Genomic DNA, 24,704 nt, shown 5'->3' on the forward strand with positions numbered 1-24,704 from the left:
CCTCTATAAAGGGCTCCATGCCTCAGCCCCGTTCGGAAGCGTTCACCCCGCGCCGCCGCCGCGCGCTCCTCTCACAGCGGCTCCGCACCGAGCGGCTGGCGCCCACGGAGCTCCAAGCACTGCTCGCCGCGCCCGAGCCTGAGGAGGTCCACGCAGCGCTGCTGCATCTGAAGCGGCGGCTGGAGCGGCTGGAGGGCGGGGACACACCGTCGTCGCTGATGGAGGCGCTTCCGCCGGCCCTTGGCGCGTGTCCTCCCGAGTCGCACGTCCTCCTCGCCGAACTGGCCCGCCTGCTTCCTCTGGAGGTTCCGCTGGCGAGGCTGGCGTCCCTGTCGGAGGGATGGGGACCCCTTCCCGTCGAGGCCGAGGTGGCGTGGCTCGTGGCGGAGATCCTCCGTGAGCCCGCGAGGCTGGCCTCCCTGCCGGTGGGAGGGCGGGTGTTGCGTGCCGTCCAGCGGCTCTCCCCGGCCGAGGCTCCCGACGCGGAAGCATTGATCGACGCGCTGTGCTCCCATGCGGATCCGGAGCTCCAACTCGAGGGCCTTCGCCACCTGGGCGACGCGCTCGAGCTGGGGCTCGTGACGTTGACGCACGCGCTGGCGCTGGGAGTCCGCGCGCTTGAAGCCACGGATGCGCGCGTGGCGCTCCAGGCCGCGGAACTGCTCGCCGAGCCCTGGGCCGCCAGGCCCGAGCTCGCTCCCCCCACCCGCCCGCTCCATCCGCTGACAGGTCGTTCGGAGCGGCTCGCGCTCGCTTCGCTGCGAGTCGCCGCCCGTCGAGGCGACGCCGCGGCGCTGCGGCTCGTGTTGGAGGACGGGCGGCAGTCGGGCCCGGTGCGGCGCGAGGCCATGGCGCTGCTCGCGCCCTTCGCGGGCCATTCGGAGCTGCGGCTGGCGCTCCACCTCTCGCGGGAGGACCCCCTCTTCTTCGGGCCCACATGCGCGGGGCTGCTCCAGACGCTCTACCGGCGGGGCGTGCGGTGCGAGCCTGACGACGTTCCCGGTGTGAGCGAGCTGTTCCTCTCCAGTCCATCGGTCGCTCCCGCCGTCATCGCGGAGGTGTTGAGCCTCCGGCAGCGGGAGTACGTCGAACCGCTGTGGACGCTGTCCGCCACGGACGCGGACTTCTCCCGGCACCTCACGCTCCTGCGGGAGCTGGACGGCCCCGAGGCGCTGGGCCTGCTCCGCGCGCTGCTCGTCCGGCCCGAAGCGCATCCACTCCGGCCTGAGATCATCGAGGCACTCGGACACCAGGGACACGCGTCCGCCGAGGAGGACCTGCTCCGCTGCTTCGATGCCGAGCCCTGGGCCTGCCTCGGTGCGCTCCGTTGCCTGGGAGGCGCGCGCGCCGTGGAGTTCCTTCGCGCCCATCCGGGCCTGCCTGCTGCCTCATGGCGCGCCGAGGCACTTGGCTTGGTGGCGATGCTCGAGGACGCACCCGCGGCCATGCCGTGGGCTGAAGGGGGTGCGTTGGGCCGGGAGGCGCTGGCGAGCCTTCAGCCGGTCCACGACGACGCGACCTTCGCCGAGGTCTCCCGGCTCGCCCTCCAGACGCAGCACCCGCTGCGGATCCAGGCCATCGGCCAGCTCGGTCGGGAGGCCCGGCGGCGCGCCCTCGTGCCGCTGGGCGCGCTGTTGCTCGACGCGGACGAGCAGGTCCGGACCTCGGCGCAGCAGGCCCTTGTCCAGGTGGGGCGCGGGCTCCATGCCAGTGGCCGCATGCGTCTGAACGGACTGCCTGCCTGCGCTTCGGAGGACGAAGCCGGCGCACGGGTCGTCACGGAATGTCTGCTCGAACAACTCCAGCAGCGGGACCTGAGTGACGCGCAGCTCGAACGCGTGCTGGGCCAGCTCGTCGGGCGGAGGCATCCGGCGCTCGCGCGGCGGCTGCGGCGCTTGCTCCGCCATGGGAGTGTGCAGGTGCAGAAGCTGGCGCTGGAGTGCCTCTCGCAATCTGGAGACGCGCGGGCCGTGGCCTGGCTGGTGCCCTTCGCGCGCTCGGAGGACATCTATCGCCTGCGGCAGGCGCTCAGCGGGCTCGGGGCGTTCAAGGTGGAGTGGGGCGTGCCGTTGCTCGCGGCGGGGCTCGACCATCCCAACATGAACATCAAGAAGACCGCCGCTGATGCGCTCACGAACACGGGCCCCGGCTGGCCGGCGCCCATCGGGGTGATGCTGGGCTGGCTCCGGCGCCACGACAACCCGGGCCTGCGCGAATCGCTCGTCCGGGCGCTTCGTGCCACCTGCGGCCGGGGCTACGTGGCGACCGTCCTCGATGCGCTCCAGGACGCCGGCTCGCCTCGTGAGCAGGAGCTGCTGTGCGAAGCGCTCTCGGGCGTGCTCTCGCCCCAGGCGCTCGTGACGCTCCTGCGGCGGGGGGCGCGCTCCGCGACGGCGCTGAACGACGCGGTCCACGGCGGAGTCATCGAACTCTCGCCGCGAGCGCGCGCGGAGCTGGAGGTGCTGCTCCGCCGCCATGCGCTGTCGCGCTGGATCCCCGCCACGTCCGACGATCCCGAGCAGGCGAGGTTGCTCCGTGAAAGGCGTCTGGACGTGGAGCTGGCGTGGGTGGATGACGTGCTGTCCTCCGGGGACGCGGGCGTCCTTGAAGCCGAGGCGGAGGACTTGCTGAAGCGGCTCTCCGCGTTGGCCTGCGCGGGGCTCACGGATTCGCGTGCGGCCGTCCTGACGCGGCACCTCGATGGGCTGCGCACCTTGCTGGACAGCCCCAGCGCCGCCTCGCGGCGATTGGCCCTGGGCCTGTTGAGGGCGCTCGCCGGGCGGCTGTCCGAGTCCGAGCGCGTGGGGGTGCTCGCGGAGGTCCGCCGCGCGTGGACGGGGGCGCGCATCGAGCCTCACGAAGCGCTCACCGTGCTGCATCAACTGGGGGCCGTGCCCTCCCTGGAAGAGGCGCGGATGGCCTCCGCGCTCCCGGAGGAGCCCGTGGCGCTCTGGGGAGCGGAGCGACTCGTCCTCGCGGAGGAGCTGGCTGGCCCGCGATTGCTGGAGGCCCTGACCCAGGCCCGCTCACCCAGGGTCCGGCGGTTCTTCGTGCCATACGCGCTGCGGCAGGTGCCACCGCTCCAGGTGCTGGCCGCCGTGGCGCGGGGGCCGGACGTGGACCTGCTGGAGACCGTCCGGAAGGCATGGGACGCGCGGGTTCCAGAGGACGCACTGCTTGAAGCGCTTGCTGACGCCGTTGGAGTGGGGGCGTCCGCGCAGGTCGGAACGCTGGTGCGGTGGATGGCGGACGTCGGGACAGAGGCGGCCCGCGCGGCGCTGCGGCGACTCGCGCGCCACGCTGAACGGGGGATCGCGCTCGAGGCGCTCACGGCGCTCGCGGTGCCCACATCGGGCGAGGACGAGGCGCTGCTTGTCGACCTGCTGTCCCATGCGCACGTCGAGGTCCGGCGACAGGCCGCGCGACAACTCTGGAGGGTGCGGGGACTGCCTCGCCTCCAGAAGCTGCTGGACACCCTTGGCGAAGCGCGGCCGCTCCGGTGGGTTCCTCCGGGGGCCGTGGACCGGCAGGACCTGGATGCCCTCCGCGAGCGGATGGGCTCCCTGGAAGAGGGCGTGGAAGGAGAGCTCTGGCTGGAGGCGCTGCTGGAGCTGCTGGACGGTCTCCGCCCGACGCCGCGCCTGCTCCCGACCCAGGTCCTGCTCCTGCTCGACGTGTGGCGGCTGGGCCGTGGTCGAACAGGGGAGAGGGCGGCGGCCATGCTTCGCGCGTTCCCGGCCACGCAGGTGCTGCCCTTCGCCCTCCCGATGCTTCGAGAAGGCCACACCGCGGTGCTCGAAGTCCTGCCGGGCGATACGGTGTGGGGGCCCGAGCTGATGGCGTTGTTCGTCCAGGCACAGGGCCTGGACCGAACGCACTTCCTCGAGTGGCTTCAGCGAGGGGGATTCGCGCAAGGCCGCGACGGCCGGACGCTGGAGGACGCGCTCTTGCGCATCGTCCACGAGGACGCCAGTCATCGCGAGGTGGCGCTGCGGGTCCTCGGTGGACTTGCGTCCTGGGGAAACCGCGACGACGCCTTCCGACTGGGAGAGGGGCTCATCGCGCTCGCGAACCGCGACGACGACGCCCAGGCACTCGCGGCGATGACGCGAGGCCTCGAACGGCAGGGCCCGGAGGTGCGAGCCGCGCTGCTCGGGCGGGTCACCACGCCGGTGCTGCGGACGGACGTCGTCAGCGCGCTCGCGCCCCTGCTGCTGGATGACCCGTCGCTCGAAAGGAGCCTCACCGCCGAGGTGATGCGCGACGTGGAGCGAAAGCTGGAGACCCTGGCTTGGGAGGTCCCGGAGCCCGACCCGAGGGCGATGAAGTGGATGGCGCTCCGGGGGACGCCTCACCTCGTCGAGCGACTGACGAAGCTGCTGGCCCACCGGAAGTCCTCGGTGCGCCTGCACGCGCACCGGCTGCTGAAGGACCAGGTGCCCCGTGAGGCCTACCTGGAGCTGACCCGGGCGCTGCTCCGGGACGCGGAGGCCGGGCACGTCGTCCGAGCCCTCCGGACGCTCGCCTTTGGAGGGCACCTTCCCGCGGTGGCGGAGATGGCGGCGCTGCTGCACGACCGCCGCAATCCGGTGGCGCGCGCCGCCCTGGACGGATTGCGCGTCATGGGAGAGGCCGCGCTGCCCATCCTCCGGGGGGAGCTGGCCCGTGCCCGCCCGGACCGCCGCGCGCAGCTCGCCCAGGTCATTTCGAGCCTGGAGCCAGGGGCACGTGATTGAGCGCGACGGGCGGGGACCCTCCCGCCCGTCACGCGTCGCGCCTGGGGGCCTTCGTCACCTGCCCCCTGTGGTCGCGGAGCTTCAGGCCCTGTGGAAGGCCTTGGCGAAGAAGTTCTCGATGCGCGACTTCTCGGGCTGGAGGGTGTTCGCGGGCGAGGCCACGCCCGTGGCGTTGGCGAGGGCGGGGCGCAGGCCCGACGCGACGCCCGGCTTGATGTGGTGGCGGAGGTCGACCGCCACGTCGGACTTCAGGTGGGTGCCCACGCCCGCGGAGGCATTGAAGTCCGCGGAGTGCTTGAAGAAGCCATTCTCCAGTCCCACCTTGCCGCCCGCCTGGGCCGCCGCGCCCGCCACCGCGCCCGCGGTGACCGAGCCGTGCAGCCGGCCCACGTGCCCGCCCGCCGTGGCGTACGCGCCCGCCGTGGCGGCCGCGCCCACCTGGCCCGAGAGCATCGCCGTGGCCGTCTTCGGATCCAGGCTGGCCACGCCCTCGGCGTAGGCGGTGGCGGAGGCCTTGGCCTCGCCCTTGACGTACCCGCCCAGGTGCCGGTTGAAGTCATGGCTCGCGCTCGCCGTGACGCCCACGCCCGTCTCCGCCTTCGCCGTCAGCGCGCCCGTGTAGGCGTGCTCGTTCCGGTCGAGCGACACACCGGCCTGGGCCTGCCCCTTGAACGTGTTCGCCTCCGCGGTGAGCTGGCCGCTCGTCACGCCCAGCCGCCCCGCGTGCGTCTTCTGCAGCTCGTAGGCGGCGTGGGGGCCGTTCACCTCGGTCTGGGCCGAGTAGTGGCGCACGCCACCGCCGCTGTAGCTGGAGGTGGAGGCCTGCAGCGAACCCACGTTGCCGCTCAGCTTGCCGCCACCGAAGGTGTCCTTCTCGAAGGGCCTGCCCGGCCGGTCCACGAGCACGTCCTGCCGGGCCCCCGGGGGCGGCGTGAGCTTGTTGTCACCGCCGCTCACCATCACGTCCGAGGCCTGGCCCGTGGTCTTCTCCCAGGGGCTGTAGGAGGGGCCACCCTCGGGCATGCCCGCGTGCTTCGGAGGCTTGGGCTCCGGGGCCGCCGGCGCCTTCGCGGGGGGCCTGGTCGCGGCGGGCTTGACGGTCTGAGAGGAGGGCGCCGTGGGGGGGAGGGTGGAGGCGCGCGCCGGAGGCTTGGGCTTGGACACCGCGGAGGACGGGAAGGTCGAGGCGCGGGGCAGGGACGAACCGAGGCGGGAGAGACGCATGGGAGGCTCCTCAAGAGGGGCGGCGGATGGGGTCGGTACAGCGATGCCCTGTCCGTTTGCATCCGACATGCCATGCTCATGTCGAACGATGTGGACACGCCGCCTCCCTGGTTTCAATGGGTTGGCGAGAGGGGGCCCCGGAGGTGATGTCAGGGCCCTGGTGACCGCGGTCATCAGGGCCGGGACAGCAGTCATCCCCCCGCGCCTGGTGGGGTGTCGCCGAGCGGCGACGAAGGGGTGGCTCCTCGGTCGCAGCGCTGGAGGTCCTCGGTGACGAAGCCATTCCGGGTGGAGATGCTCCGGTCGTAGCAGTCACCGGGCTGTCCGGTCAGCCGGTAGCGATGCGTGGAGGTCCCCACCGCGTTGCGCTGCGCGCGCGGGACGCCCAGCGTATAGGCGGCCTCGCCGGTGTAGACGTCGCTGAGCTCGCGGTGCTCCAGCGTGCGAAGCCCTCCCAGCGTGAGCGAATCATCCGCGTCGTTGATGCCGAGGGTCGTGGTGAGCCGGTTCTCCGGCGTCACGCTGATGAGCCCGTCGAGCACGAAGTGCTTGTGGGAGCGACTCACCGTCGGGAAGACGTCACGCCCGACGACGGTGACGGTGCTGGTGTCCGTCCACGTCGCGGTCAGCGCGTCCGGGTTCTCCGTGTCGCCCAGCCAGCGGTGCATGCTCGCGTTGGAGACCGACTGCTCCACCGTCGTCAGCTCCCATCCGCGCGAGGTGCGCACGTAGCCGGACACCTTCAGCGAGTGTTCGCCCCGCGTGTCCACCTGATGCCACCCCTCCACCAGCGAGTGCGCGGAGTCATTCGTCAGCGTGCCGACCTGGTGCTGGAGCAGCCCACCCGTCACGCGCGTGGACCGGGCGTCCGTCCAGATGAGCACGTTGGTGGGGAGATCCCAGCCGGGGCGGCCTTCGGGGACGCCCAGCACGCTCACCTTGAGCTGGTGCGGCTGGCCGTCGGTCAGCAGTCCGGCGAACGGCGTCAGGTCATAGCGGAGGGGGCGGATGTTGAAGGCGCGCGGCGCCGGCAGCACGTACCAGAGGAACGGATTGGACCAGCCCCCCGTGTAGACATGCGGGAAGGGCATGGCGATGCCGGCCAGCTTGCCGTCCACCTCGATTCGCACCTCGCGGTACGGGCCGTCATCCGCGGGGCAGGAGTACGGCACGACAGGGGGCGCGGTGAAGTACCAGAACTCCTCACAGCCTCCGCCGGAGCCCGTCGCGTAGACCTCGGCCACGAGCCGCGCCGTGTTCCGGGGCACCGTCACCTCTCCCACCAGCGCGCTTCCCTCCCGGCGTGGGTGAGTGAGGGGCCGCACGTCGCTCGCCGTCTCCGCGGGGGGCGAGCGCCTGCCCTGGGCCGTGTAGAAGGTCAGGGACACCTGCACGTCGAGCACGCCGGTGTAGGTCTCGTTGACCACGTTGCCAATCAGCATCCACACCGGCTGGGGCTGGCGCAGCAGGGGCGCGTACGCGGTGACGTCCTTCTCCACCGCCCAGGAGATGCCGTCACGGGACGGCTCCGGCGTGGACGTCTTGAAGAGGGTGACACCGCCTACCTCCAGATGGCCGAGCCGGTCGTACTGCACGCCCTGCACCTTGCCCTCCATGCGCAGCACGACCTTGTGCCACGGGCCCGGACAGGCCGCGGGCGGGGTGAAGGTCCCGGTGTAGGGCGTGAAGTCGTCGAACTTCTCGTCGACGATGCGGACGGTGCACGAGGGCGTCGCGGGTCGCTCCAGGGCCGGGACGGCCGTGCGAGGGTCGTCCCAGTCGGTGCCGAACTCAGGGGGAGGCTCGACGGCCAGCGCGGGCACCGCCGCGCCAAACACGAGGACCACGGCGACAAAGGCTCGGGGAATGGCTCTCACGGCTTTTCCTTTTTGAGCTGTGAATTCTGAAAGACTAGGTTCTTGCCAGGGATTGCGCCAGGGGCCCTGAAAACGACAACGCCGGAGCCTCCGTGGGAGACTCCGGCGCGACGCCGACATCCGCGATGTCGAGGACGACCTAGCGGTAGGCCGCGGTCAGCTGATCCGCGCGCGCCGACTGGCCAGCGGTGAAGCTGTCCATGCAGGCGTCGTCGGTGTAGTCCATGAAGTTGGTGATGGGGTCGTTGCCCGCGCCGGTGCAGGTGTTGCGGCCCGTCGGGCAGCCGTAGGCGGGAGAGGCCTCGGCCGGGGTGTCGCTGACGGAGTCCCCCGCGCCGGTGCAGCCGCCCTGGAACGTGTGGTACAGGCCCAGCCAGTGGCCGACTTCGTGCGTGCCCGTGTCGCCCAGGTGGAACGGCGCGGCGGTGCCGCCCGGGACGGTGGTGTACCGGATCACCACGCCGTCCTGCTTCGGGTTGCTGGCGTAGCTGGAGGGGAAGGTCGCCCAGCCGAGCAGGGTGCCGCTCAGGTTCGCGCTGTAGATGTTGAGCGTCTCGGGGCCACCCTTGCGCAGGGCCGTCTTCATGGCCCGCTCGTTCGCGCTGTTGTCCTTGAGGGCGTACCACTTGGCGTTGGTCGTGCGGTCCGTGCCCTGGAGGACGAACTTGAACGGCGTGGTGGCGTAGGCCGCGTTCAGCACGTCGATCTGCGCGGCGATCTGCGAGGCCGGAATATCGCCGTTGGCGAGGCCCGTGCCCTGGTTGATGACGTGGAAATACACAGGCACCGTCACCGAGCCCACCGCGCGCTGCTGGCTCTTGCGGGTGCGCAGGAGCGCCTCAATGCCTTCCTTCTCCTGCGCGGACGGCTCCACCGTCACACAACCCCGGAGTGACGCCGTCTGTTCTGTCGGTGCCTCGTCTGCCGGGGTCTCACCCGTGGCCTCCGGGTCCTGGCAGCCAGCCAGCGCCATCAATGCACCAGCGAACACAGCGAGACGACCCGTCCTGCGCGCGACGTTGCCAATCATTGCCCACTCCTCGGAAGGTGGTGATTGATTGGATGCAGGAGCTGGTCTGAGTGCGTCGATGGGGCTGAGACATTTTTTGAAATACAGCGCGCGGGTGGGGTTGCTGGCTGGATTTATGAGACATGGTCAGTCCATGTGTTGGATGTGTGTGTAAATGGTGTTTACGTTATGTGACGATTCCGTGACGGAGCGGGCAATCGCAGTCACTGGGCGGCGTGAGAGGCATTTCGTTGCTCCCGCAAGTGTTTGGGCGGGTCGTTGGCCGTACGGCCGCGGCGGCGCGCCGTGCGCATCGCTCGCCGTCATGACGCCGCGACCGGGCTCTGGGTGGGTAGAGGTGGGTGAAAGGTGGGGTCTCCTCGGGGATGTCACATCCCGCGGGCGCCCGGTGTCATCAGGCCGGCGGCATCCGCTGCCGACACCCGGAGAAGAGATGACCTCGACCAGGATTCCCCCGAAGGAGCTCACCGGGCTCTACGGTGCGATCGTGAAGATGTTCGCCGGCAGGACGTTCGGTCTCGTCCCCAAGTCGCTCGGTGTGATGTGGCACCACCTGCCCGTGCTCAAGGCCAGCATGGGCTTCGGGCAGAAGCTCCAGAAGTGGGACCAGTGCGATGAGAGCCTGAAGTCGTACGCGCACATGGCGGTGGCTTCGCTGGTGGGCTGCTCATTTTGTCTCGACTTCAACTATTTCATGGCCCACAACCATGGGTTGGACCTGGGCAAGGCGCGGGAGATCCCGCGGTGGAAGGAATCGGATGTGTTCACCTCGCTGGAGCGGGAGGTGCTGGGGTATGCCGAGGCGATGAGCCAGACTCCGCCCACGGTGACGGATGAGATGGTCGCGAGGCTGAGGGCGCAGCTGGGTGACGCGGCGCTCATCGAGCTCACCACGGTGGTTGGGTTCGCCAACCTGACGACCCGCTCCAACACGGCCCTGGGCATCGAGTCGGAGGGCTTCGCCGCCTCGTGTGGGCTGAAGCCGATGGCCCAGCCGAGTGCGCGGTTGAGGGAGGCGTCCGCGCCATGACCGCCTCGATGCGCCCGACGTCGCCAGGAAGCGAGCCTCCCGGCGACGGGACGGATTCGACCTCCTCGCCTGATGCGGCCCCTGCTCCGCCGGGCTCGGAGGGCCCCTTCGTCACCCACCGCAGCCTGCTCTTCACGATCGCGTACGAGATGCTCGGCTCCGCGGCCGACGCCGAGGACGTCGTGCAGGAGGCGTGGCTGCGGTGGGCGGACATCGGTGACGCGGGGCGGGCCGAGGTGCGTGATCCGCGCACCTACCTCGTCCGGATCGTCACCCGGCAGGCGCTCAACCGGCTGCGCACGCTCGCCCGCCGCAAGGAGGAGTACATCGGAGAGTGGCTGCCCGAGCCGCTGCTCACCGGCCCCGACGTCGCCGAGGATGTCGAGCTCGCGGAGAGCGTCTCGATCGCGATGCTCACCGTGCTGGAGACCCTCACCCCGGCCGAGCGGGTGGTGTTCGTGCTCCGGGAGGTCTTCGACATGCCATATGACGAGATCGCCCCGGCGCTCGACAAGACGCCAGCCGCTGTCCGGCAGATCGCGCACCGGGCGCGAGCGCACGTGGTCGCGCGCCGGCCTCGGATGCAGGTCGACCAGGCGGAGCAGCGGGTGGTCCTGGAGCGGTTCCTGGCCGCCGTGAGCTCTGGCGACCTGCAGGGCCTGCTCGACGTGCTCGCCCCCGACGTGGTGCTGGTCGCCGACGGTGGCGGCATCGTGACGGCGGTCCGGCGCCCGGTTGTCGGTGGAGATCGCGTGGCCAGGGTCCTGTCCCGTTTCCCCGCGCTCGCGCCTGGCGTTCGGATCGCGACCGTCTGGCTCAACGGCGCGCCCGCGCTTCGGGTCGACGCCGCCGGCGACTTCGACACGGCGATCAGCGTCGTCGTCGAGAGCGGCCGCATCTCCCGGATCTATGCCATGCGCAACCCGCACAAGATGGGCAGGCTCGACGAGCAGGTGACACTGAGGCGGTAGCGGACAGCCCGAGTCTCCGCCGTCGCATGTTCATCCACGCAAGGTTCGAAGCACACCCACTCAGAGGAGGAATGGTTCCAGATGCACGACACGAGAGCGATGGCCTTGACGCTGGAGCAGAAACGCGAGGCGTGTCTGCGCGCGCCCATGGGCGACGACCTGGTACGGCCGGACACGCGCATCATCGCGCGCCCGGGCTGGTACCAGGTGGTCACACCCTCCGCGCCCGGCAGCGTGTTGAACGAGGTCATCCTCTCCCAGGTGGAGGCCCCGGTGGCGGAGCAGGTGATTGACGAGACCCTCGCCACCTATCGGGCGACCGGGCACCCGACGAAGTGGTGTGTGGGCTTCTGGACCCAGCCCGAGGACTTCGGGGAGCGGCTCGCGCGGCGCGGCTTCTCGAGCTGGGATGTGCGAGGGATGGGCTGTGACACCACCGTGGCGCGCACGGACGCACGGCATGTCACGGTCGAAGCGGTCACGGAGCAGGGCCTGGACTCCTACGTGGCCGTGGAGCAGCAGGGCTGGTCTCTCCCTGCGAGCGATGCCGGGCTCCAGCGAGGGGTCTACCTGGCCGCGCTGCGCGCCCGCCCCCGCAGGGTGCACCTGTTCGTGGCGCGCCTCGGGGAGGAGGTCGTCGGCACGGCGGGCCTCGTCCTGCGTGACGGCTACGCCTACCTGCTCGGTGCGCAGGTGCTGGAGGCGGCCCGTGGGAAGGGGGCATACCGGGCGCTGGTCACGGCGCGCCTGGAGTTCCTCCGCGACCAAGGTGTCGACTACGCCGTGACGCAGGCCCGCGAGGCCACCTCCGCGCCGATCCTCACGCATCTCGGCTTCGAGACGCTGTTCCGTTCGAAGTGCTATCGCCTGCCATAGGTCCGCGGCGATGACGCGGACCTTCAGATGACTTGGGATGGCACAGCGGGGTGTGGCCGCGCACTGTGAAATCAGCGCCGGCCGGTCCGCTGCTCCTGGAGGTCATGCGCCTCCTGCGGATGCGGGTGCAGGCGTTGGAGTGTCGCCTGGCTGGGATTGAGCACGCCCAGCCAGTTGGCGGGTCATGGGGACGAGGGGTTCTCGTCGGCGGCCATGTCGATGGAAGGGGACTCGGCCTGCGTGTCGGGGAGCGAGGCGATGCCGAGCCTGGCTCACATCCTGTCGCGGCAACCATGCGGCGACTGATGTTGGGCCAGACATCGCGGCTCGGCGTCGCCACGCGGGCTCGTCCGCCTCAGCGGCTGCTCTGCGTTCCGTTCCCTTCCCACGACAGCGCGAGTTCGGTCAGCCAGGACGCGCTGTCCGTCGGGTCCACGCGCAAGTAGGTCTCGCGCAGGGGCGTGGATGGGGTGCGCCCCTTCGAATGAACGGATGCGAAGAGGCGGGCCCAGGACGGGCCCACCGACCGGGGCGCCCCGGAGTGGACGAGCGTGACTGCCTGGACCTCAGGCACCTCCTCGATGGAGACGCCTTCCGGAGTGGCCCCCGGTGCCAGGGGGACACACCAGGACAGGTCCGCGTCCTCCTCGCGGTACTCCGCTTCGTGCAGGAGGCAGAAGGGCGCCCCGGCCATGTGGGGGCCGCACGCGGCGAGCAGCCTGGGGAAGACCACCGATGCGTCGGAGTATCGTCCCCGCGCCCGGTGCACGGCGACGCGGGCCGGGGAGAGCCAGCGCTCGAGGAGTGGCGGTGGTGCGCGCAGGTACGCCTCCGCCTGGGCCTGGTGCCGCAGCAGCGTGTCCAGCGCGAGCACGGAGCGTTGCGCGCTGGCGGCCTCCTCCGCGAGCCGGGCCCGCGCACGCGCCAGCTGCTCCGCGAGCGAGGCGCCCGAATCCAGCTCCGCGAGGACGCCGTGAATCTCCTCCAGGGACAGCTTCAGGTCGCGCAGCGCGCGCAGTGTGTGGGCCAGGGAGATGTCGCGCTCGGTGTAGTAGCGGTAGCCGGAGGAGGGGTCCACGCGCGAGGGTTCGAGCAGTCCCTTCTCCTGGTAGAAGCGCAGGGCCTTCACGGTCAGGCCCGTGATGCGCGAAACCTCGCCAATGGAATACAGCAGTCCGCTCACCGCTCCTCCGAGAGGAAGGCGCTCACCGTGGCGGCGAAGGCCTCGGGCTGCTCCTCGAAAGGGAAGTGCCCGCTGCCCGCCAGCTCCACCAGCCGCGCGTGGGGAATCACTTCTACCACGCGCTCGGTGGCTGAGCGCGGCTGGAGGTCCTGGTCGCCATGGATGACGAGCGTGCGCGCGCGCACCCGGCCCAGCCAGTGGCTCCAGTCGTGATGCCGGCCCAGGCTGAGGTAGAGCCCCAGCGACAGAAAGCCTCCCGTGGCACCGGTGCCGGCGAGCTTCGCATCGGGGCGCTCGCGCCGAATTGCCTGGACGTACAGCGGCCTGAAGGCGGCGAAGTGCTCGGCCAGCCGGGCCTCGTCGTCCTTCAGACGGGCAGGGAAGTCGAAGGTGTGCTTCAGCCAGGCATCCAGCTCGCGTTGGCTTGTCTGGTCCAGCCGGGCCCGCACCTGGGTGAAGAGGTCGCCATCGCCCGCGGGCATTGTCACCAACGGCGCGGGCGCGACCAGCACCAGGGCCTCCACCCGCTCAGGCCACTCCGCGGCGTAGAGCGCGGCCACCAGGGCTCCGAAGGAGTGTCCCACCAGCGTGAGGCGCTCCTTGCCGAGCAGGCGTCGGATGCGCTCGAGGTCCGCGAGCTGCGCGGCGAGTCCCAGTCGGGCCTCCACCGCCTGCATCGCCTGCCAGGTGCCGCCAGGTGGCGCGTGGGTGAAGGGCCGCGAAGAGGCGCCGCAGCCTCGCTGATCATAGAAGTGCCAGCGCAGGGACTCGCCCGCCATGGCCGCTCCGCGCCAGGGCTCCGCCGGCGGGAGTCCGGGACCGCCATGCACGACGACGACGTCCCGCCCGTCACCCACGGCCAGGTGGCGGAGCCGCACGTCCGGCGACACCTGCCAGGACGGCGCGTCCGCACGTTGTCCCGAGGGGACCTCCAGGGTTTCGCCCCGCGCGGCCAGCACCTGCTCCACGGTGCCCGGTTGGAAGAGCGCTCGCCCCATCCACCACCAGATGCCCGCCGCCGCTCCAGCCAGCAGGACGAGTGTTCCAATGACTCCGACCATGATCCTCCTCCGAGACGTCGTTCCGGGTGACATGGAGCGGAGGGTGGCGGTCTCCCCTTGGGGGAGAGTCAAGCGGAGGCGGTCCACGCCGGCATGGAATGCACCGCCCGCGGCCGGACGCGTCCCATCCGGGGGGATGGGCGCCATCCTCCTGGAGACCGCGGGGGCCTGCTCTATCTGGAGCTGGCGGGCGCGACATCACCGGCGCGCTCGGCGATCGGACGGACATCGCGAACGAGTGAGAGCAGCACCTTGCCCGGCTCCTCGGCCATCAGCTCGTGCGCGGACTGCTCGAACCACACGAGCCGCCTGGCAGGTGCCTTGACGCCCGCGAACCATTCGGCGGCGACCGTCGCCGAAACATTTCGGTCGTGGCGTCCGAGGAACGGGAACAGCGGCGTCTTCAACCGCTTCAATAGGTCTTGCCCGAGCCGCGCTGGTCCCACTGGATGACGGTGAAGAACTCGTCCCAGCCGTGCGCGAAATACCAGCGCGTCGGCATCGCCACCCAGCCAGGGCCGCCGTGAAGCACGAGCAGCACCGGATTGCGCACGAAGCCGTGGCTCCGCCACCGCTCGAGGAACCTCTCCACCTTCTCCGGGAGACGGATGGCGAACCGCCGACCTGCTCTTGTCCTCGGCCCGTGGGGTGCACGTCGCGATAACACCGTGAGCCGAGCGATGTCGATATGTCCCACCCGCCCCGAGCGTTTCAGCGCGCGACGCGGCCAGGAGGCTCGAAACCCGCCTCCAGGGCCTGTGGCTCATGGAGGAAGTGATGCGACGGTATGGAATGATGCTGGGGCTCCTGGGGTGCGTGGGCTGCGCCACCCCCATGCAAGGGATCGCGACCCAGTACAACCCAGAGACGGGGCGGTACGAGACGCCCACGCACGAGCTCGTCTATCAGGTGCCCGCCGAGGACGCGATGCTGACGGCCCGGTACATCCTGGAGAAGAGTCGCTACGACGTGATGGAGAAGAAGGGGGGCCTGGAGATGTTCTCCTCCTTCATTCCGGACGTCGTCCCCCCGGAGCGCTACTACATCCAGGGCGAGCGGATCGGGCCCCGGCAGTCGCTCGTCCGGGTCTTTCGCATCCGGTACACCCAGGTGGGGAGCTTCGGCGCGGAGGCCCCCGGGTGGACCAACGAGCAGGTCTCCGTGCCGGATGCCTTCACCAACGTCCCTGGGCTGGAGGGCTACCGGCCGGCGCGCGGCTACCGCGACATGAGCGTCGAGCAGAAGATCCTGGAGCGGCTGGAGATGGTTCCCGCGCTGGAGCTGGTGGGCGGCAATCCCCCCGTTCCCCTGCGCTCGGTGGTGATGGAGGGCTCGGGCGAGGAGGGGAAGACCCCCGCCGCCGCCGCCGCTCCCGCCTGTGGTGCTCCCGTGGAGGGAGCCTCACCCCTGTTCTCCGCGGGCGGCGTCCTGCTCGTGGCGGACCCGCTAGGCACGCAGGAGGTGCCATCCGCGGCGCTGCGGATGGTGTGCGAGGCCACGGCCCAGGACCTGCCGGTGACGCTGGCGCTGTCCATCCCCGTCTCCGAACAGCCGCTCCTCGATGCCTACTTCGCTGGAGACGGGGGGCCCGCGACCGTCCATGAGCTCCTCTCGGGGAGCGCCTTCTGGCGCCGGACATACCAGGACGGGCGCAGCAGCCGTGCCATGCTGTGGCTCGTCGAGCAGGGCCGCCGCTTGCGCGCCTCCGGAAAGGACGTGGCCGTGGCCGCCATCGACTCCGACAAGGCCCACGGCAATGAGCGCGAGGCGCAGATGGCCCAGCACCTCTTGGACGCCCAGGCGAAGCGCCCCCAGGCCTGGACGCTGGTGATCACGGGCAGCGTCCACGCTCGCACCACGGAGGTGAACTGGGACGGCGACTTCGAGCCCATGGGCTCTCGCGTGGCGCGCGCGCTGCCCTCGGTGCGTGTCCTGGACGTGGGCTTCCAGCGCGGCACCCAGTTCGCTTGCCGCTACAACATCTGGGACGAGGAGGTGGAGTGCGACGTCTTCGGCATCAGCCCGCCGCTCGAGGTACGGCAGTCCTCCAAGCAGGCTGTGGGCCTGAAGCTCTTCACCGCCCAGCAGCCCCACGGCTTCCACGGCCGGCTCTACCTGGGCGCGCTGACCGCATCGCCTCCCGTGCTCCAGCCGCCGCGCCAGGTCACCACCGCCAATCCCGTGCCCGCCACGAAGTGACCCCTGTGCCGCCCCCCATCCGGTCGCTGAACGGATGCGGGGGCTCGTCTTCTGTCCGTTCGAAATGGGGGGTGCACCACAGTGCTCCTGGTCTGGCGTTCCATGCCAGTCCTGCAAGGAGGCAACGGCAGTCGTCGTGTTGGTCCTGATGCCATGGTTTGTTTGCTGTCATTGGGGAGGGCCAGGGCAGGGCTTGTCTGGGTTCAAGGGCATCCACAGCTTTTGCGGCATGGTTCGTAAGCTTGTACCTATGCCATCAAAAGACGGGGCCGGGCCGGCACAGGTGATGAGCGCAGCGTTCCTGTTCTCCTTCAAGCACTCTCCCGACGGGCGTGCCGATCCCGAGGCGTTGGCACGGCAGGTCGGGGACGCACTGCCACCGCCACGGGCCGGCCAATAGACGCTGGTCGTGGTCTCTCCGCTCCTGAGCCAGGAGCAGGCGGACGCGTCGGAGGGGATGCTCCAAGCCCTTCGCGGAGAACGCACACACGACAAGGCACATAAAGGATTTCCTTCATGCACCAGATTCCCATTGCAGATGCGGGCTTCCGCGCCGGACACATCCACGAATGGCGACTGAGCCCTCCGCTGAACACTTTCGACATCCGTTCGCCCGGCGACAGGCCCGCCTCCTACAACCAGGAAAAGCACTTCGCGGCCGCGGTGGCCGCCCGGAAGGAGCACGCCGCGGAGGACTACTGGGTCGGTCTGTCGTTCAGGATCCCCGGCCCCCTCAACCTGTCCGCATTGGAGGCCGCGCTCCTCTTGTTCGTGAAGCGGCACGAGGTGCTTCGATGCGGGTTCGATCAACTCATCGCCGGAGACCTGCGCTGCGATGTCATGACTCCAGCGGAGGTCAAGCTGCTGCACACCGACCTGGGGCCCTTCTCCTCGAACGACGAGGTCACCGCCCATATCCAGACCACGTTCGACCGGGACATCGACACGCTGTCCTGGCCCCTGTTCCTGATGGGCGTGGTGATAGAGGGCTCGCAGTCCACCGTCTACATGGGATTTGACCATATCTTGTGTGACGGCCTCTCCCTGGTGGTCGCGGTCGACGAGGTGCAGCGGGACTACGCGGCCCTGTCGGTTGGCCAACGACTGGAGATCGAGGAGCCGGGAAGCTATCTCGACTTCGGTGATGCCCAGCGCCGTCGCTATTCGACGCTCACCGCGGACAGCTCCGAGCTGGACTACTGGAGGTCCTTCATCGCTGACGCGGGTGACTTGTTCCCGCGCGTCCCGCTCGATCTGGGCATTGAATACGGTCGGATGTATCCAGCGCTCAACCTCACCGTCCAGCTGCTCGACGACGCCGGCGCCCTGGCCTTCGAGAACCTCTGCCGGCAGCACGGCGCGAAGCCGTTCATGGGCCTGCTCGCTACCGTCGGCATGGCCCTCCGAGACATCTCCGGAAGTCAGACGTACCACGGGTTCCTTCCGATCAGCGAGCGTCAGGAGCCCCGTTGGCGCAATTCATTCGGTTGGTTCGTCAATACCCTGGCGATCACCTTTCCAATCGCTGATGGCATGTCGTTCCCGGAGGTTGTCGAAGGAGTGCAGGCTGGCTTCAAGCAGCTCATCCGCAACGTCGACGTACCCTTCGTGAAGGTCTGGGAACTCCTCGCGCCGCAGTATTATCACCTGCGCACCTGGCCGTTCCCGGTCAACTTCTTCTCCTTCATCGACTACCGGAAGATGCCCGGCGCCGACCACTTCGACGTCTCGCGGCCGAAGACCATTCCCGAGTCGTCGCACTCCAACACCGGGAACATGTGGTTCTTCCGCAATGCGAACGGACTCTTCCTCAACTCGATCTTCTGCGATGTGCCCAAGAGCGTGGACGCGATGGCGCGGTACCGCACCGCCATCGCGTCCACGCTCGATGCGCTCATTCACCGGACTGGTGCCCTCGAAGCCCCCGCCATGCCGCACGGGGGGCACCCGCGGCCGCCGGTGGGCGTGGAGTGCGGGGTACCAGGTTAGCGATAGTAGCCATCAACAGGTGCGCGGGCTTCGTCGAACAACGCCGGGCCGTCTTGAGGGACCTTGGGCGGACCGCCCGAGGGCTTGAGTCCCGTTAGTTGGTCCGTGGAGAGGGCGTAGACGACCCTGCCAATCCCGGAGCGGTCGATGGCGCCCGTGCACATGCCACACGGCTGACAGCTCGTGTACAGGGTGCTCGCCGCCGCCGCGTTCGGAGCAAGCTCGCGAGCCGCCCACCTCGCGAGCTTCAGCTCCGGGTGTGCCGTGATGTCATGGTCGGTGAGCACCGTGTTGTGCGCTTCCAGCAGCACGGTGCCATCCTGGCCGACGAGCAGGGAGCCAAAGGGCGCGTCTCCGGTCGCCCGCGCCTTGGCTGCGAGTTCAATGGCTCTGCGCAGAAATCGTTCATCGTCGCGATTCATTGTTCTCCTCCGATGCGAGCTGTCAGCTCAAGGTAAGCAGTCCGCGAAGCACCACGACTCCAAAGCCGGAGATTTCGGGCTCCGGTGTCAGGCGAACATGCAACAGACTGCGCCTGCCCAGGTGAACCCCCTGCTCGACAACGAGTGCCTTGTCGTCCGCGAGCAGGCCCTCCGAACCCAGGTAGGCGCACAGCGGCCCGGCGGCCGTGCCTGTCGCCGCGTCTTCCCAGAGTCCCACCGTGGGATTGAAGAAGCGTGCGTAGGCCGTCCGTGGCGCGGCCGGGTCGAACGCGTAGACATAGCAGCCCTGGGCCCCAGCCTCCGCCAGCACCGCGAGCAGCTTGTCGGTCACGGGGCGCGCGCGATCAACGGTCAGGGAGTCACGCACGCGAGCCAGGAGATGACCTGTGCCGGTGTTGGCGACGAGGGGCGCGGGGTGCGTCAGGACATCCGCTGTGGGCAGGCCAAGCGCCTCGGCCAAGGGACCGACCGCGCCGAGCGGTGGCGACAGCCGCAGCGGTGACTGTTTCATCCGCCCATGGATGCGGCCCGCCCGTGTCTCGAGCGTGATGGGCAAGACGGCTGGACCGATTTCCTGTTGAAAGGTCTTCGGAACCGTCAGCGCACCGAGGGCCCCATGCTCGGCGAGCCACAGCCAGGCTCCGAGCGCATTGTGCCCCGCGCCGAAGATCTCCGCGCCCTTCGCCGTGAACGAGCGCAACTTCCAGTCGGCGCGCGTGCTCTTCAGGAGAAAGGTCGTCTCCGCTTGATTGAACTCACCGGCGATGCGCCGAAGCGTGTCGTCAGGCAAGGCATCCGCGCCGTCGACGACCGCGAGGGGGTTGCCGCTCAGCGGGGTGTCAGCGAACACATCGATCAGCCCGGACGTCAGCTCCACCATGCATCGTCCCTCGGTCGTAGATGAGCTACGCTCACCTTGCTCTGACCTGACGGAAGATAGTGGCGCTTGGAAAGTGTCGCAAAAGCGAAATTCTCACCCTGAAGATGAAATGAATTCAGCATGCCCTCGTACGCGCTTCCCCCCTTGAACGCGCTGCGCGCCTTCGAAGCGGCAGCCCGACATTCCAGCTTCAAGGCCGCCGCCGCGGAGCTCTACGTGACTCCCACGGCCATCAGCCACCAGGTCCGGCAGCTCGAAGCCTATCTGGGCGTGCGGGTGCTGGATCGAACGCCGCGCTCCGTGTCCCTGACGCCGGCCGGCGCGGAGCTGTACGAGGCGGTCGCCGCGGGCTTCACGGACATCAGCCGGGTCGTGTCACGTCTGCGCCAGGGGCCGACTCCCGTGACGCTGACACTCTCCGCCACCCCGGGTTTCTTGAGCCAGTGGCTGGTTCCGCGTCTCGACGGGGTCCGCCGCCTCCTGCCGGACATCGAGCTTCGGCTGCATGCCGGTGACGCGCCCGTTGTGCTGAAAGCAGGCGAAGTCGATGTGGCCATCCGCTATGGCAAGGGGCCGTTCCTGGGGGCCGCGGCGACCGCGCTGAAGCGCGACGCCTTCGCCCCCGTGTGCAGTCCCAGCCTGAAGCTCTCGCGCGCCAGCGACCTGCGCCGCGCCAAGCTCATCCACATCGATGGTCAGCGTGTGCCCAGACCGCCGACGACCTGGGCGCGTTGGTGCGCCGAGGCTGGCGTCACGGGGGTGAATACCGAAGCGGGCGTCCGGTTCACGGACAGTCTGCACGCAGTCCAGTCCGCGCTCGCGGGCCAGGGCGTCGCCATCGTCAGCCTGCTCTTGGTGGCCGACGCCTTGGCCGCGGGCCTGTTGGTCCAGCCGTTCGCCAAGGTCCTTCGCGGCGAGACCTATCACTTCGTTTGCGCGCCGAGCCTGAGCACCCGCGCCGACGTCGTCGCCCTCCGGGAGTGGTTTCAGCGCAACCTGATTACACCCCCACAGGAGGCCGAACTCAGCCAAGACGCCACAAGCGCAGGGCCTCCTCGGCGATGACCTCCGGGAACTCCTCGGGAAAGAACAGCTTGGCCCCGGGGACGAAGCGGATGCCCTGGGATTGGGGGAATGTGCGGTCGAGGTAGCGGGCATCCTCTGGCGAGAAGATGTCATCGCCATCCCCCCACACGATTCGCACTGGAACCTTGCTGTGCTGGAGCCGTGCCTCGATCCCGGCCAGTGGGTTGGGTTCCAGCGCGAGGTGGAAGGCGTGGTATTGCGCCCTGCGCAGCGGCGAGCTCACCAGCGGCGCGGCGTAGTACTCGATGGTCTCGTCCGCGAAACGGCTGGGGTCCCGGAAGACAGCCGCGCCGAACGTCGCGCGCGCCAGCGCCTTGTCGGTCAGCCACTGGGCGGTGGCATCCGCGAGTGCTGCGGCACGTGCCAGCTCGATGGCCGGCTTGACCTTGGGGGGCGGACTGTTGGGTTCGGTGTCGCAGTTCGTCAGGAGCAGCGTCCGGACACGCTCGGGATGATGGACCACGAGCAGCTGCGCGACCGCGCCGCCGCTGTCGCTGGCGACGATATCGACCTGGGGTATCGCGAGTGCATCCAGCAAGGCCACGAGCATGGCGGCCTGCGCGTCGGCCGCGAGTGACTGGCGTTCGGGAATCCGGGAGTATCCAAGGCCCATGAAGTCGGGGGCGACGCAGCGCCGGTGAGCGGACAGTCGCTCCATCGCGCCGCGCCACTGAAAGCCGTTGAGCGGAGCGCCGTGCAGGAACAAGGCCGCATCCCCCACGCCGCGTTCGACGTAGGCAATCTGGCCGAACGAGAGGTCGGCGAAGCGCCGCGCCGCGCGAAAAGCCTCCGCGGCGGAGCATGGCGACGGGGCCAGGCCCACCGCTCCGTGGCCGGCGTCCACGTGCGATGCACATGCACCTACAACACTGGCGGCGAACGCGGCGCCGGTCCAGTGCAGGAACTGTCTCCGTCTCATGGCGAGTCTCCCAGCAGCGGGTGTTTCCGAATGCGAACACGCTCGCACCGCAGCCGCTGTCGCGCGCGCACGGATGGCCGGTTCCGGGCACGAACGGATGATCTTCCGCGCTTGCGCAAAGCTGGAGCCACGGAGATGTTCGAGGCGATGACCGACAGACCCTCCTGCTACCCGAGCCCTCCGGCCGCGCTGCTACCGGGCACAGGGCCAGAGCGCTTGCCGCTGCTCGACGTGCTCACCTCCCCGGTGCCCTCCGGAGTGTTCCAGTCACCGGTGGATGAGCGTCATGTCCTCTGTCTCCACCTGGGCGACCCGGTCCCGGTCACCTATCGGGTGGGCAGCCACGAGCGGCAGGGGACACGGCTCCATGGCCAGTTCTGCGTCGTTCCCGCTGGATCGAGCACCCGTTGGACGGTGTCGCGGCCCGCGCGCTCATTGCTGCTCCGCCTGAGGCCGTCGCTCGTGAAGGACGCCTCGGACACCATGGGCCTGGGCGTCCGAGGCGCCGAGCTGGATCCTTCGATTCACGTCCGGGATGCCCAGATCGAGCGCATCGGCTGGATGATGCAGGCGGAGGACCACGACGACTATCCGGGAGGCCGGCTGTTCGCGGACAGCCTCGCCACCGCGCTCGCCGCGCGTCTCCTCGCCCTGCAATCGCACAAGGGCGACTCGTCCTCCAAGCCAGCGCGAGCGCTGCCTGCCTGGCGGCTGCGTCACGTGCTCGAGTACATCGAGGCGCACCTGGATGAAGACCTCACGCTCGCCCAGCTCGCCAGCGTGGCGGGATTCAGCCTTTCCCACTTCAAGCCCCTGTTCAAGAAAGCCACGGGGGTGCCCGTTCATCGCTTCGTCCTCGGTCGGCGCGTGGAGCGCGCACGGATGCGACTGCTCGAAGGAAGGATGAGCCTGACGGAGATCGCCCTGGAGGCAGGCTTCGCGCACTCGAGCCACATGGCCCGTTGCATGCGCCGCGTGTTGGGGCTGAGCCCCACGCAAATCGCGGGTTCGGCTCAGTGACCCGCAGGGCAGGCTTCGAGGACTTGAAGACCCAGCCGTGTCCACCCGCAGTGGGAGCATGGGACCGCTCGAGCTCCTCCTCGCGATGACACTTCGATGCGGGCCGAAGCGAGCGCGTGCTACCACCGGCCCATGGACCCAAACACTTCGGGCGCTGGGGCGCTGACCCCGGCGGACGTGCGTTACATCACCGAACACTTCGTCCCGCTCGACACGGTGGCCGCGGGGCGGCCGGAAGCCCCGGACGCGCTCCTGGCCCTCATCGACTCGGGATCCCTGCCCCGACCCACGTACACGCTCGCTGATGGCACGGGCATGTACCCGCGCGACCTGCTGGGCCTCCTGGACGCGGCCGGGAGTCCGGACGCGGTGCGCGCCCATTTCGATGGGCGGCTGCTGCGCATGGCCGCCCGCTTCGGGACGGCCCTCACCCAGGAACGGCTCGACGCCGAGTGGCGTGGATACCTGAAGGGCCACTACGGCGCGTGTCTGCGCGTCGTCACTCCGGAGCACATCTTCTGCAAGGAGCGGCTCGTTCACCGACTGACGGAGGCCCTGGCAGCGCCCGCTCCGGAAGAAGAGGCCTGGTGCGCGCGGCTGTGCACCGACGTGGAGGCGCTGGACGCATTGGAGCGCGAGTTCGCGCCGTGGGACCGGATCCGCTTCGGGGGACCGGTGTCGCGTGACCGGCTCATCGCCGCCCCTCGGCTGCGCTACCCACACCTCTTCGCTCGTGCGGGGACACCTTCGGGACCGAACCTGTCGTGTTGACGGATCCGGACATCGCATCCGTCGCGATGGCGGTGGGCGAGCCGTCGCGGGCCGCCATGCTGGTGGCGCTGCTGGAGGGCCCTCCGCTCGCGGCGCAGGAGCTGGCACGACGCGCGGGCGTGTCCGCGCAGACCGCGAGCAGCCATCTGGCGCGGCTGGTGGAAGCGCGCTTCCTGACGTCCCGAGCGCAGGGGCGGCAACGGCTGTTCCAACTCGCGGGACCGGAGGTCGTCACGTTGCTGGAGGCCCTCGCGGTGCTGGCGCCAAGGACCCCCACCCACCTCGTGACGGATGGGCGCGGTGCCACGGCGCTTCGTGAGGCGCGGACCTGCTACGACCATCTCGCGGGCCGGCTGGGGATCCGCGTGACGGACTTCCTCCTCGAGCGCGAGTTCCTCCGACTCCAGGGTGACGCGTTCCAGGTGACGAGGGCCGGGGACACGTGGCTGCGCGACTTCGGCATCTCCCTGGATGGACTGCGCGCAGGCCGCCGGCCCCTCACGCGCGCTTGCCTGGACTGGAGCGAGCGCCGCCCCCACCTCGCGGGCGCGCTGGGCGCGGCGCTGACCAAGCGATTCTTCGAGCGCGGGTGGCTCACGCGGTTGCGCGGCACGCGCGCGGTCCGGCTCACGGAGCGAGGGCAGGTCGCGCTGCGCGGCGAATGGGGGATGTCCTTGGCTGAGCGCGGCCCGGCTTCGTGGACACCCGAGCCGTGATGGAAGGGCACGGGCTGCCCGCGACCGAGGAGCTGTCGGGGCAGCCCCGTCAGCCGCGCCGTGGGTTCTCGGTGGAGGATGGGAGCGCCATCCCCGCGATTCGGCCCGGCACCGCGAAAGCTTGAGGTCTCGGGCCTGCGTCACCTGGTGAAGACGCCCCAGCAGATGTCGTTCCGCGCTCGCTGGTCTTCGAGGACCCACTCACGGAGGGGGGCGGGGATCCGTTCCCGCTGCCAGCCGAGCTCCCGCAGGCGAGCCCCTTCCGCGTCACCCACGGCGACCGCCGCGGCGGCGGCCCGGATGGCGTACGCCGCCGCGCCCAGGTAGTGCGCGGCGACATGCGCGACGGCCACCGCCTGTCCTGCCGCGAGCGCCGCGAACCTGGCCGGGTCAGGCAACCCACGGCCCGCGGCGTTGGCGACGAACGCGGTTTGGTGGGCCTCACGCATCCGCACCTCACCCCGGATCCACGCCCGCCCTACGGCGATGGCGTCACGAGGGCGCGTGTCCGCGGGGCACGCACTCTCGAACAAGGGCAGGACGTGCTCCGCGCAGAGCGCGGCCCACTCCGCGAGCAGGTGATGGTCCTCGTCGGACAGGCTCCCGCCACGACGAATCGTGATCAACCTGGGGTCTCGCACTTTCGGCAGGATCGGCATGGGCGGATCCTCGCCCATCCTCCTCGTCGACGCG

General features: G+C 69.8%; 21 protein-coding genes. 10 read left to right on the forward strand and 11 right to left on the reverse strand.

The genetic code is table 11. The annotated features are described in order from the left end of the window. Positions 1–17: 17 nt before the first annotated feature. Entirely contained in the window at positions 18–4,736 is a 4,719-nt protein-coding gene (locus FOF48_RS04675) for a hypothetical protein (RefSeq protein ID WP_143898898.1), read from the forward strand. A gap of 81 nt (positions 4,737–4,817) precedes the next feature. On the opposite strand, the gene FOF48_RS04680 is transcribed toward FOF48_RS04675, so the two are convergent. From FOF48_RS04680 to FOF48_RS04690, 3 genes are all read right to left on the reverse strand, one after another. Next, positions 4,818–5,960, reverse strand: coding sequence for a hypothetical protein (locus FOF48_RS04680; protein ID WP_143898899.1), 1,143 nt, complete (start codon positions 5,958–5,960; stop codon positions 4,818–4,820). 191 nt (positions 5,961–6,151) lie between these two features. Further along, on the reverse strand, positions 6,152–7,837 hold the full coding sequence (locus FOF48_RS04685) for a peptide-N4-asparagine amidase (RefSeq protein ID WP_143898900.1): 1,686 nt from the start codon (positions 7,835–7,837) through the stop codon (positions 6,152–6,154). A 139-nt stretch (positions 7,838–7,976) separates the two neighbouring features. Further along, complete coding sequence (locus FOF48_RS04690; RefSeq protein ID WP_143898901.1) at positions 7,977–8,867, reverse strand: zinc metalloprotease; 891 nt, start codon at positions 8,865–8,867, stop codon at positions 7,977–7,979. 433 nt (positions 8,868–9,300) lie between these two features. On the opposite strand from FOF48_RS04690, the gene FOF48_RS04695 reads away from it, so the two are divergent. From FOF48_RS04695 to FOF48_RS04705, 3 genes are all read left to right on the forward strand, one after another. Continuing rightward, entirely contained in the window at positions 9,301–9,897 is a 597-nt protein-coding gene (locus tag FOF48_RS04695) for a carboxymuconolactone decarboxylase family protein (RefSeq protein WP_143898902.1), read from the forward strand. After that, a complete protein-coding gene (locus FOF48_RS04700; protein WP_255441897.1) occupies positions 9,894–10,868 on the forward strand; it encodes an RNA polymerase sigma-70 factor in 975 nt (324 codons plus the stop codon). Before FOF48_RS04695 ends, FOF48_RS04700 begins: the two co-directional genes overlap by 4 nt. A gap of 81 nt (positions 10,869–10,949) precedes the next feature. Continuing rightward, a complete protein-coding gene (locus tag FOF48_RS04705) occupies positions 10,950–11,744 on the forward strand; it encodes a GNAT family N-acetyltransferase (RefSeq protein ID WP_143898903.1) in 795 nt (264 codons plus the stop codon). Between the two features lie 355 nt (positions 11,745–12,099). Here FOF48_RS04705 and FOF48_RS04710 read toward each other — a convergent pair whose 3' ends face one another. The 4 genes from FOF48_RS04710 to FOF48_RS36885 form a co-directional block, all read right to left on the reverse strand. Beyond that, positions 12,100–12,927 (reverse strand): MerR family transcriptional regulator, encoded by an 828-nt coding sequence (locus FOF48_RS04710; RefSeq protein ID WP_143898904.1) that lies wholly within the window; start codon positions 12,925–12,927, stop codon positions 12,100–12,102. Further along, entirely contained in the window at positions 12,924–13,988 is a 1,065-nt protein-coding gene (locus tag FOF48_RS04715; RefSeq protein WP_143898905.1) for an alpha/beta fold hydrolase, read from the reverse strand. The genes FOF48_RS04710 and FOF48_RS04715 overlap by 4 nt, the downstream gene beginning before the upstream one ends. 173 nt (positions 13,989–14,161) lie before the next feature. Next, positions 14,162–14,395 carry a hypothetical protein gene (locus FOF48_RS36880; protein WP_255441898.1) on the reverse strand — a complete coding sequence of 78 codons (234 nt, stop codon included), beginning with the start codon at positions 14,393–14,395 and terminating at the stop codon, positions 14,162–14,164. Between the two features lie 5 nt (positions 14,396–14,400). Continuing rightward, positions 14,401–14,580, reverse strand: coding sequence for a hypothetical protein (locus tag FOF48_RS36885; protein WP_235685342.1), 180 nt, complete (start codon positions 14,578–14,580; stop codon positions 14,401–14,403). Positions 14,581–14,765: 185 nt separating this feature from the next. Here FOF48_RS36885 and FOF48_RS04725 point away from each other — a divergent pair, with 185 nt between their 5' ends. Beyond that, positions 14,766–16,187 carry a hypothetical protein gene (locus tag FOF48_RS04725; RefSeq protein ID WP_186001767.1) on the forward strand — a complete coding sequence of 474 codons (1,422 nt, stop codon included), beginning with the start codon at positions 14,766–14,768 and terminating at the stop codon, positions 16,185–16,187. A gap of 516 nt (positions 16,188–16,703) precedes the next feature. Continuing rightward, a complete protein-coding gene (locus FOF48_RS04730; RefSeq protein WP_143898907.1) occupies positions 16,704–18,176 on the forward strand; it encodes a condensation domain-containing protein in 1,473 nt (490 codons plus the stop codon). Here FOF48_RS04730 and FOF48_RS04735 read toward each other — a convergent pair. Together FOF48_RS04735 and FOF48_RS04740 are read right to left on the reverse strand one after the other, a co-directional pair. Next, complete coding sequence (locus FOF48_RS04735) at positions 18,173–18,598, reverse strand: nucleoside deaminase (protein WP_143898908.1); 426 nt, start codon at positions 18,596–18,598, stop codon at positions 18,173–18,175. The two genes, FOF48_RS04730 and FOF48_RS04735, sit on opposite strands and share 4 nt — an antisense overlap. A 22-nt stretch (positions 18,599–18,620) precedes the next feature. After that, positions 18,621–19,499, reverse strand: a complete 879-nt coding sequence (locus FOF48_RS04740) for a PhzF family phenazine biosynthesis protein (RefSeq protein WP_143898909.1) — start codon at positions 19,497–19,499, stop codon at positions 18,621–18,623. A 120-nt stretch (positions 19,500–19,619) separates the two neighbouring features. Here FOF48_RS04740 and FOF48_RS04745 point away from each other — a divergent pair, with 120 nt between their 5' ends. After that, positions 19,620–20,564, forward strand: coding sequence for a LysR substrate-binding domain-containing protein (locus FOF48_RS04745; RefSeq protein ID WP_143898910.1), 945 nt, complete (start codon positions 19,620–19,622; stop codon positions 20,562–20,564). Here FOF48_RS04745 and FOF48_RS04750 read toward each other — a convergent pair. Continuing rightward, a complete protein-coding gene (locus FOF48_RS04750) occupies positions 20,524–21,429 on the reverse strand; it encodes an alpha/beta fold hydrolase (RefSeq protein WP_255441900.1) in 906 nt (301 codons plus the stop codon). The genes FOF48_RS04745 and FOF48_RS04750 overlap by 41 nt on opposite strands. A 186-nt stretch (positions 21,430–21,615) precedes the next feature. On the opposite strand from FOF48_RS04750, the gene FOF48_RS04755 reads away from it, so the two are divergent. The 3 genes from FOF48_RS04755 (at position 21,616) to FOF48_RS04765 (ending at position 24,011) form a co-directional block, all read left to right on the forward strand. Then, the gene (locus FOF48_RS04755) at positions 21,616–22,524 is read left to right on the forward strand and encodes a helix-turn-helix domain-containing protein (protein ID WP_235685343.1); all 909 of its coding nucleotides are present in this window, start codon (positions 21,616–21,618) and stop codon (positions 22,522–22,524) included. A gap of 132 nt (positions 22,525–22,656) precedes the next feature. Then, positions 22,657–23,295 (forward strand): DUF6058 family natural product biosynthesis protein, encoded by a 639-nt coding sequence (locus tag FOF48_RS04760; protein ID WP_143898912.1) that lies wholly within the window; start codon positions 22,657–22,659, stop codon positions 23,293–23,295. Then, positions 23,289–24,011: a helix-turn-helix transcriptional regulator gene (locus tag FOF48_RS04765; protein WP_221938212.1), complete on the forward strand. Its 723-nt coding sequence runs from the start codon at positions 23,289–23,291 to the stop codon at positions 24,009–24,011. The genes FOF48_RS04760 and FOF48_RS04765 overlap by 7 nt, the downstream gene beginning before the upstream one ends. 140 nt (positions 24,012–24,151) lie before the next feature. Here FOF48_RS04765 and FOF48_RS04770 read toward each other — a convergent pair whose 3' ends face one another. Then, a complete protein-coding gene (locus tag FOF48_RS04770) occupies positions 24,152–24,670 on the reverse strand; it encodes a putative immunity protein (protein WP_143898913.1) in 519 nt (172 codons plus the stop codon). Positions 24,671–24,704 lie beyond the last annotated feature (34 nt).

The sequence above is a fragment of the Corallococcus sp. Z5C101001 genome (assembly GCF_007352635.1).
Classification (GTDB): Bacteria; Myxococcota; Myxococcia; order Myxococcales; family Myxococcaceae; genus Corallococcus; species Corallococcus silvisoli.

What these genes read in the sequence shown, in the direction of transcription:
- FOF48_RS04690 (WP_143898901.1), bottom strand. Translation starts at nt 8,867, where the DNA reads ATGATTGGCAACGTCGCGCGCAGGACGGGTCGTCTCGCTGTGTTCGCT.
- FOF48_RS04695 (WP_143898902.1), top strand. Translation starts at nt 9,301, where the DNA reads ATGACCTCGACCAGGATTCCCCCGAAGGAGCTCACCGGGCTCTACGGT.
- FOF48_RS04680 (WP_143898899.1), bottom strand. Translation starts at nt 5,960, where the DNA reads ATGCGTCTCTCCCGCCTCGGTTCGTCCCTGCCCCGCGCCTCGACCTTC.
- FOF48_RS04730 (WP_143898907.1), top strand. Translation starts at nt 16,704, where the DNA reads ATGCACCAGATTCCCATTGCAGATGCGGGCTTCCGCGCCGGACACATC.
- FOF48_RS04745 (WP_143898910.1), top strand. Translation starts at nt 19,620, where the DNA reads ATGCCCTCGTACGCGCTTCCCCCCTTGAACGCGCTGCGCGCCTTCGAA.
- FOF48_RS04740 (WP_143898909.1), bottom strand. Translation starts at nt 19,499, where the DNA reads ATGGTGGAGCTGACGTCCGGGCTGATCGATGTGTTCGCTGACACCCCG.
- FOF48_RS04705 (WP_143898903.1), top strand. Translation starts at nt 10,950, where the DNA reads ATGCACGACACGAGAGCGATGGCCTTGACGCTGGAGCAGAAACGCGAG.
- FOF48_RS04760 (WP_143898912.1), top strand. Translation starts at nt 22,657, where the DNA reads ATGGACCCAAACACTTCGGGCGCTGGGGCGCTGACCCCGGCGGACGTG.
- FOF48_RS04725 (WP_186001767.1), top strand. Translation starts at nt 14,766, where the DNA reads ATGCGACGGTATGGAATGATGCTGGGGCTCCTGGGGTGCGTGGGCTGC.
- FOF48_RS04770 (WP_143898913.1), bottom strand. Translation starts at nt 24,670, where the DNA reads ATGCCGATCCTGCCGAAAGTGCGAGACCCCAGGTTGATCACGATTCGT.
- FOF48_RS04675 (WP_143898898.1), top strand. Translation starts at nt 18, where the DNA reads ATGCCTCAGCCCCGTTCGGAAGCGTTCACCCCGCGCCGCCGCCGCGCG.
- FOF48_RS04700 (WP_255441897.1), top strand. Translation starts at nt 9,894, where the DNA reads ATGACCGCCTCGATGCGCCCGACGTCGCCAGGAAGCGAGCCTCCCGGC.
- FOF48_RS04735 (WP_143898908.1), bottom strand. Translation starts at nt 18,598, where the DNA reads ATGAATCGCGACGATGAACGATTTCTGCGCAGAGCCATTGAACTCGCA.
- FOF48_RS04715 (WP_143898905.1), bottom strand. Translation starts at nt 13,988, where the DNA reads ATGGTCGGAGTCATTGGAACACTCGTCCTGCTGGCTGGAGCGGCGGCG.